Origin of the sequence: uncultured Photobacterium sp. (genome assembly GCF_947039875.1) — a bacterium.
Taxonomy (GTDB): Bacteria; Pseudomonadota; Gammaproteobacteria; order Enterobacterales; family Vibrionaceae; genus Photobacterium.
The window spans coordinates 97,228-105,862 of the sequence record NZ_CAMRAN010000008.1 but is presented as its reverse complement, the minus strand read 5'-3'; the positions used below and the strand labels follow the sequence as shown (position 1 = coordinate 105,862).

Here is an 8,635-nt window from a genome sequence, read left to right as displayed (position 1 = left end):
CCGTTGCTTAATAAAGTTATCTAAGTGATCACTAAAACTCATTGTGACGTCCTACTAAGTAATCAAAAAAGAATCCACTTATGATTAACAATAAAATGGCGTATATGCTTAATAATAAGCTACAACGTTGAATAAGAGAACCTCTTATATTATGTTCTCTGATATTTGTCGTTGTGGATGTAAATATTGGCGATTAAAATTATCGCGGGTAAGAGGTTTATTGAAATAGAAGCCTTGAAATTCTTCGACGCCAAGCGCTTCAAGTGTGATAACTTGTTCTCTATTTTCTACTCCCTCTGCGACAATGGTTAGGCCAAGGTTGTGAGCAAGATCGATAATCGCTTCAATGATGGTAATACTGTCTTTGTTATAAGGTAAGGCTTTAACAAACTCTCGGTCTATTTTAAGTATATTGATGGGAAACCGACTCAGATAGGCAAGTGAAGAATACCCCGTACCAAAATCATCAATAGCAATTTTAACGCCAAGTGTTTTGAGTGCGATCAGTTTTTGATAAGCTAATTCAATGTCTGTCATTAAAACACTCTCTGTGATCTCAAGCTCAAGGTATGCAGGATCACAATCGGCTTTTTGTATTGCTTGTTTTAAAATGGCGGTTAAATTGGATTCAAGTAATTGCTGGGCCGAGATATTAATTGCCATACTGATATTGAGTCCTTGTTGTTGCCATTGTTTAAGCTGATAACAGGCTTTTTCAATAAGAAATATACCAGCTTCTAGAATTAAACCGGATGACTCAAGTAATGGAATAATATCAACAGGAGCTTGATAATCTCCATGTTGATCACGCCATCGTAGTAGGGCTTCTACGCCAGTTAATGAGTGCGAGTGGGCTAATACTTTTGGTTGGTAGTAAAACTCATAACGATCTGTGTTGATAGATTTTCGTAATTCAGATTCGAGTTCTAGCTTGTGTGTCGTTTCTGTTTCCATTGCAGGATTAAAATAACAATATTGATTTTTAGATTTATCTTTAGAGTAACTGAGAGCTATATTTGCATTTTTAATTATTTTTTCAGCTGTTATCGTAGTATTTTTTTGTAATGAAATACCAATACTAGCTGAAATTGAAATCAACTTACCATCATAGCTTATGGGGGCATGGATATTGTTGAGTAATCGGTTTGCTAAGTGATCAATATTTTTGCGATGCTGAACAGATTGGATGATTATACCAAATTGGTTGTTATTTAATCGTGATAAAAGATTAACAGCTCTGAGATTTGATCGAATACGCTTTGATATAATAACGACTATTTTTTCTTTCTTCTCATTATCTAAAGAATCATGTAATTGTTTGAATAGATCAATCTCAATAACTAAAACAGATATTTTAGAATGATTGACTTTTGAATATACTAATGATTCATTTATTTTTTTAATAAACATATTTCGATTTGGGAGTGATGTTAATTGATCATAATGCGCTAGATGATCTAGCTGATGTTCATAGTTTATACGTTCTGTAATATCTTTACTGGTTGATATGTAATTACTGATTCGCCCATTATCGTCCCGAATAGGGGAAATAGTATTATCAAGATATTGAATACTATTATCTTTGTTTTTTTGAGAAATAATACGCTGAATCGTTTTCCCTTGATTAAGTTTTGATTGAATATCATCTATTTTATCTTTGTCATTAGTATAGCGTTTAAAGATTGTCTTACTATCTAATCCAATGATATTTGTATAATTATCCCCTGCGCTTTTCTTATATGAGCTGTTCACATATTCAATATATCCGAATTTATCAGTAATGATCACCGCTTCTTCGCTTTGTTCTACAGCTCTAGATAGTCCTTTAAGTTTTTGTTCGTGTTTAATCCATGATGTTACGTCAATAATATGCAATATGATGTTATCATTACCATTGTTATTGACTTTAGTAGCAATAATTTCGATGTGTTTTTTATGGACCTTGAGTTGCGTTTTTTGCTGTGTATTGTATTGTATGTCATTGATTTTTTTTAATAATGCAACCATGTCACTTTTTGTATCAATAGACGGTACATACGAAATTAAGTTTTTATTAGTAATGTCATTTTTTAAATCTAAAATAGAAAGTGCAGCTGCATTAATGGCTGTTATTTTTTTATACTTATCTATTATTATTATGCCTGAATCTGTGTTTTCAATTAGCGAGTGATAACGAAGGTTATCTATTTTTCTGATCTTATTTATTTTTCTTATTTCATTTTTTTGTTTGTTAATGTAATAAGTAATTAATATGCCGCCAATGAAGATTAATATAATTATTAAATAGTTAATATAAAGATTAAAAGATGGTTTTTTACTAAAAAATTGAGGGTTATCCGTTAATGTAACTGTTGAAATTAATATCCAAGGAGATAAGTTTCCATATTTAAAGTCAAGTTCTGATTTTAATGATACAGGGATGAAAATAGGAGAATAAGTATAGATAGTGTTATTTTTTAATATTTGTTGATGATTATAACTTTGTATTTTTTTCCATAATATATAATTTGATTTTTTGAAATGTTTTTCATCATTAATAAATGATGGATCATTTTCGGTAATATGGTTTTGTTTAATATTAACTAATGTTTGACCTTGGTTATTAACTATCCATAATTGCAGTGGCAATAAATAATTTGTTTTCGATGCCATAAGAAGATGGGGAAGGTTTTGTTGTTCTATTTTTATAACCCATGAAATATTTTGTACCGTCATATGTTGATAATACGCGATAGTGTTGATTGGCTCAGAGGCTATATTAATATAAGTTTTATTGAATGGTAGTGCAAAAGCATGGTCAATATTGCTCAATTCAGTAGCATCGGTAATGGATTTGCCTTTTGTGACTATTATTTTGCCTTCTGTGGTAGCAAGTGTTTGTAAATAATGGCTATTTTTATAATCAATAAGACTAATACTCTGTAGCGTGGTATTACTTGTGAGTATTTTATTGCTGAATGTAATGAAATCATCACGCTGTGAGTGTGTTAGTGTTTGTTGCCAAGATTGCTGCTTTAAATAAGTATTTAGTTGATCGAAATGAGAGACTGTATGAGTAATCTGCTGGGTAATAAGTTGTTGTTGTTGGTATTGTTGCTGGCGTTGTGCTGTTTTTATTCTATTGATTATTTCATCATTATTTTGATTATTGTCTGTGGCTGCGCTTATTACCGTTAAGATGAGTAATAAAAGAGTGAACAGTAAACTGACTCCTAGTGTTTGTCGCATAATATCCTTATAACGTCCTGTTAGATTTATAATCTAATTCAGTAACAATATGATACTTGATGCGCAAAGTTAAGGTTATAAATATAAAAATGTGATGTATATGTAATTACGTGGTTGTTATTTGTAATAATTTAAGGATAAAAAAGCCTTGAGAAGGAATGAACTCAAGGCATTAAAGTTGTAACATTTCAATTATTAATTTGTTGTGGTTGCTGCTTCTAGTGTTGTTTTTTGCTCTGTAGCTAACTGACTTTCATAACGATTATATTTCCACCATGCATAGCCAAGGAAGATGACAATGCCACCGACGTTATAGAAGATAATCGTCATGATGTCAGCACCTGTTGGGAAAGTAGAAGCCAAGAAACCGATACTGAAGATACCAATTAGAATTGAGACCATAACGATACCTGTTGTACGCGAGCCCATTTTAAAGTCACGTGGTAGGTGATCCAATTTTAGACGTAGGTTTAAATAAGCAATCATAATAAACAGTGGTGGTAGCATAGAGGCTGCAGCCGTCATGTTAATAACAGTACTCATTAGTTCTTGTACTGAATCAGAACCTAGCATTGGTACGATAAGTAGTGGAATTACAATAAAGAATTGTGCCCATGCTGCGCGAGCTGGTACACCATTTTTGTTTAGTTTAACGGTCTTCTCACCAAAGATTCCAGCTGGAATTTCAGAGAAAAAGATCTTAACTGGTGTTGCTGTCCACATAAGTAGCGAACCAAGCATTGCTGTAAATGACACCACACCAACAAAACGGTTCATCATAATTTCAGGTAAGCCGTAATGACGAGCTAGACCTTCAAATACTTGTACTGAACCACCGGTAAATTTCAGTGCTTCACGCTCTACAAAGACGTTGATTAATACAGATGAAACACAGTACAGACCACCGATAAAGATACCTGCAAAAATAATTACTTTTACAAACGCTTTGTGACCACCTTTAATATCATTAACGTAAACCGACACAGACTCTGCGCCGCCAGCCGCCATAAAGATCCATGCTGTTACGCCAAAGAAGGCCCAGTTAATTTGCGGTGTTAATGCTTCTACTGTAATCGGATCTGCCGGTTGAATACCGCCCATTACCGCCGCACCTGCCAATATAATGTATGACAATGTTAGCACTAGCATAAATGACGAGGTGACAGAAGTGATTGGCCCCAACATCTTGGCGCCATTGGTTGATACATACGTAGCAAGGGCAAATAGCGCAATACTTAATAGTGTGGTCGTGGTTGGGGTAAATATATATTCATAGCCAAGGAACGCATAGGATGCATAAGCAATAACGCGCGGCAGTAATGAGGTAAAAAAGAATAGATTAACAAACCAATAGGTATAAGCGGCGAGGAATGCCCAACGACCACCAAGAGAACTTTTAACCCACGCATAAACACCCGCTTCTGAGTCTTTATTCAGTGAAACAAATTCAGCAATGATTAAACAAAATGGGATGAAATAAAGTAAGGTAGCAATAAAGAACATAGGAGTAGAGGATAAGCCAATTTCGATATTGTTATTAATGACATTATTGAAACTGTATACCGCAGCAAAGGTCATCGATAGTAGACCAAATTTCCCTATGGTATTACGTTTTGATTCAGACATGAGAATCTCCGATGGATCACGTTTAGTATTGTAGGATGTCTATGTATTTAGCGACTAAACTAAATCATAGGTTATTGTTTTTATGCTTTTATATTTGTTTCTTTTTTATTGCATAACCGCCAGCGATGATTAGCTGGCGGTTATGTTTAGTTATTTATTAAGGAAGTAACCGTCCTCAATGGTGACACGTAAAACGACTTTCTCAAGGTTGTCAGCGGCACTGAAACGGTGAGCTTGATGGTTTTCAAAAATTACCATTTGGCCTGCTTCTATGCGGTGGGTTTGGCCTGTACCAGCTAAGTATTCACGATCGGTTTCATCGCTGTATGGATGAACTTGCGTTAGTGTGTCTTTATCTGCACACTCAATGGTTTCACTGCCTGCAAGGTAGTAATGCACATCAAAATAACGACGATGACCGACAAAGTGCTCATTTGCGGTTGAAGGGCCATGTTGAAGTCGATAAGCCAGTGAATCACCTACAGAGTGGAAGACATTTGGCTGAATATTCGGGATATTTTCAATAGCCTCTACACAACGATTCCATTTACGACCATCGCGGTATAGGCTTTTGAACTGATCCAGTGATGCTAAAGTAATCATTATTTATCTCCACCGATACGTGTTGTGGTAAATGTTTGACTTGCTAAGTAGCGGCTATCGCAATCTGCTTTACTAAATGGTACTAAGCTTAGTTGGTAACTAAAGTCATTAAAGTAAACACGATATGAGTCAAGTACTTCTGAACCCCATGAGTTAGAGCCTAAGCCCATAACTTGATGATCAAGATTGACCGTAATGTAACCACTTGGCTCAAGCTCATTAATGTGTTGTGCTTGATGGATATGTTGATTAGTGTAATGCCATGCGCTGAAATTAATTTCTTGCTCAGGTTTAACCAATAAACCTACGCCATGACGGTTCGTTAAACTTGCCCAACGCACATGTTGACGGTTGCCATTATTTTGTGGGAACGGGTAGTTCTCAAACATATTGCTAACGGTAGTACTGTAGATATCAATAATGTTGCTTTGACGGCTATCTTGGTAACTTTCTTCAGGGCCTCGGCCGTAGTATTCAACCTGATCAAATTGATTATTAATCCCTAAATCTAAACCGATAACAGGAATGACATGTGGGTAATCACCGTACTTATTGCCACTTAACGTCATGTTGACTTGACCTTGAGGACAAATTTCAAAACGGTATTGGCAACGCATACCAAAATCTAATACTGGTGGTGCAACAATACTGTTAGTGGTAACAATCACCTTACCTGCAACGTGTTCTACATTAATGCTGCGGAAATGCTCTTGCATAATTTGCAGATGAGCAGGGTGCCATAAACCTTCATATTCTTGCTTATGGTTATCAATCATCGGCTTGAAGAAGCTCATTGCAGGTGATGATGCAATCAGTTCATTATTTTGGCGTAGCCATGATGTAAGCTTGCCGTCGACTTTAGAAAAGCGCAGGGTAAAGTCATAACCACTAATTTCCCAATCAAGACGGTTTTCAATGAGTGACAGTGGTATAGCATTGTTATTTTCAAATATTTCAGGATGTGCAGTATTGGGTTTGGCTTGGTATTGGAAAATACCAAGTTCATGGTTTGCTTCACTGTATGTTGTGCGAGATTTTTTACGCATCGACACGTTTACAAACGTTTCACGCTGATCCATCACTGGCAGTGCTAATTCAATATCGCGTGATTCACCTGCCGCCAAACCTGTAACGGTAATTTGATTAAAGGTTAGCGTGTCGCCTTCAGCACGTACTGCGATATCAAATACCACGTCATCTAAGGTAGAGAACCAATATTTGTTAGTAACCGTAATGATACCTTTAGTGTGATCTTTAACGTTGATTTTTACCGGACAAATAACTTGTTTGTATTCACGTAAACCAGGGCCTGGAGTTTGATCTGGGTAGACTAAGCCATCCATGCAGAAGTTATAGTTATTTGGATAATCGCTGTAATCACCGCCATATTTGTATACATCACGGCCATTTTCATCTTGTTCGTAAATACCGTGATCACACCATTCCCATACAAAGTGACCTTGAATATGATCATGTTTATAGAACACATTTTGATATTCAGTCAGTCCACCAGGACCATTACCCATAGCATGAGCATACTCACAAATAATTCGTGGCTTAGCATGTGGGAATTCACCAAACTCATTCATCATTTGGGCGCGAGAGTACATAGTACTAATAATATCAACCACTTCAGCATCACGATCTTCTTCGTAATGGACTAGACGGGTATCATCAATCGCTTTGGTTGCTGCATACATTGAACGAATATTACAGCCGTAACCTGATTCGTTACCCAGTGACCACATAATGATTGAAGGGTGATTTTTTTGGGCGTGAATATGACGCTCAATACGCTCAACGAATACTTGTTCCCATGCAGGATCATCTGTGATCATGCTTAAGTTGCCAACATTCGCAAAGCCGTGAGTTTCAACGTCCGTTTCAGCCATCACAAATAAACCGTACTGATCACACAGTTCGTAAAAACGCGGATCGTTAGGGTAGTGTGCTGTGCGTACTGCGTTAATGTTGTGCTGTTTCATCAATACGATGTCTTTCTCGACACGATCCATTCCAACAGCGCGGCTGTTAAGGTGGTCGTTATCGTGACGGTTAACCCCGTGGAGCATTACGTATTGACCGTTTATTTCAAACAGACCATTACGCACTTTAATATCGCGGAAGCCAACTTGTTGTGGAATCACTTCAATTATGATGCCATCAGCATCTTTTAGTGTTAGAAATAAGTGGTATAAATGCGGGTTTTCAGCCGTCCAGTGGATTGGATTTACCATTTTGATTGCAAAATCGGTATGTGTCATACTGGCAATTGTTAGATTGGAAACGTTTCCATTGGCAACCTGATGTTGACCATCGTAAAGGGCATAATCAAGACTATAGCCATTAACAATATCACCGCTGAGGTTTTCTAAATCAACTTTACAGCCCAAGGTTGCTGCTTGGTAATTATCATCAAAATCAGTACGTACAGTGAAATCACGTACGTGAACAGGCTCTTTACCGACTAAGTAAACATCACGGAAAATGCCCGCCATCCACCACATATCTTGATCTTCGATATAGGTTGAATCAGCCCATTGCATCACGCGTACAGAAAGTAAGTTCTTGCCTGTATTAACAAAAGCAGAAATATCAAATTCAGCAGTTAAACGGCTGCCTTTGCTAAAGCCAACATATTGGCCATTAACATAAACTTCAAAATAGGTTTCAACACCATCAAACTTAATAATCGTTTGTTTTTCATTCCAATTATCACCTAAGAAGAAGGTGCGCTGATATGCGCCAGTTGGGTTATTTGAGGGTACAAAAGGTACATCAATCGGGAAGGGGAAGCCTTCGTCTGTGTATTGTAAGTTACCGTGGCCTTCCATTTGCCACATGTTTGGCACTTGAATGCTTGTCCAGTCACTCATTTCTTGATGATAGAATTCTTCAGGAACAAGCAATGGGTTAGTGAAGAAATTGAATGTCCACTGGCCACTTAGCAACATGAAATGCTGACTTAAATCACGCTGAAAGCGTTGTGCTTTATTTAATGCGTTGTAAGAGAAAAAGTATGCACGAGGTGCCAGTCTATTTTCGCTAAGTAAGTTAATGTTTTCCCAGTTATTCACGATGCCTCCAAGACATGTTTTAATTATCTGGAGTTATTATTAAGTAAAATTTTACTAAAAAGTATAGGTAAAACTTTGTTGTATTAACTCGATCACATTCT

General features: G+C 36.5%; 4 protein-coding genes. All 4 read right to left on the bottom strand.

Annotated elements, in window-relative coordinates:
• Window positions 1-144: 144 nt before the first annotated feature.
• Complete coding sequence (locus tag Q0V26_RS04920) at window positions 145-3,228, bottom strand: GGDEF domain-containing phosphodiesterase (RefSeq protein WP_297478646.1); 3,084 nt, start codon at window positions 3,226-3,228, stop codon at window positions 145-147.
• Between the two features lie 195 nt (window positions 3,229-3,423).
• Window positions 3,424-4,854 (bottom strand): amino acid permease, encoded by a 1,431-nt coding sequence (locus Q0V26_RS04915; RefSeq protein ID WP_297478644.1) that lies wholly within the window; start codon window positions 4,852-4,854, stop codon window positions 3,424-3,426.
• Window positions 4,855-5,004: 150 nt separating this feature from the next.
• Window positions 5,005-5,457, bottom strand: a complete 453-nt coding sequence (locus Q0V26_RS04910) for a beta-galactosidase subunit beta (protein WP_080157697.1) — start codon at window positions 5,455-5,457, stop codon at window positions 5,005-5,007.
• Window positions 5,457-8,534 carry a beta-galactosidase subunit alpha gene (gene ebgA / locus Q0V26_RS04905; RefSeq protein WP_297478639.1) on the bottom strand — a complete coding sequence of 1,026 codons (3,078 nt, stop codon included), beginning with the start codon at window positions 8,532-8,534 and terminating at the stop codon, window positions 5,457-5,459. Before ebgA ends, Q0V26_RS04910 begins: the two co-directional genes overlap by 1 nt.
• Window positions 8,535-8,635 lie beyond the last annotated feature (101 nt).

Coding starts and splice junctions, on each gene's coding strand:
- Q0V26_RS04910 (WP_080157697.1), bottom strand. CDS start 5,457: ATGATTACTTTAGCATCACTGGATCAGTTCAAAAGCCTATACCGCGAT.
- Q0V26_RS04915 (WP_297478644.1), bottom strand. CDS start 4,854: ATGTCTGAATCAAAACGTAATACCATAGGGAAATTTGGTCTACTATCG.
- Q0V26_RS04920 (WP_297478646.1), bottom strand. CDS start 3,228: ATGCGACAAACACTAGGAGTCAGTTTACTGTTCACTCTTTTATTACTC.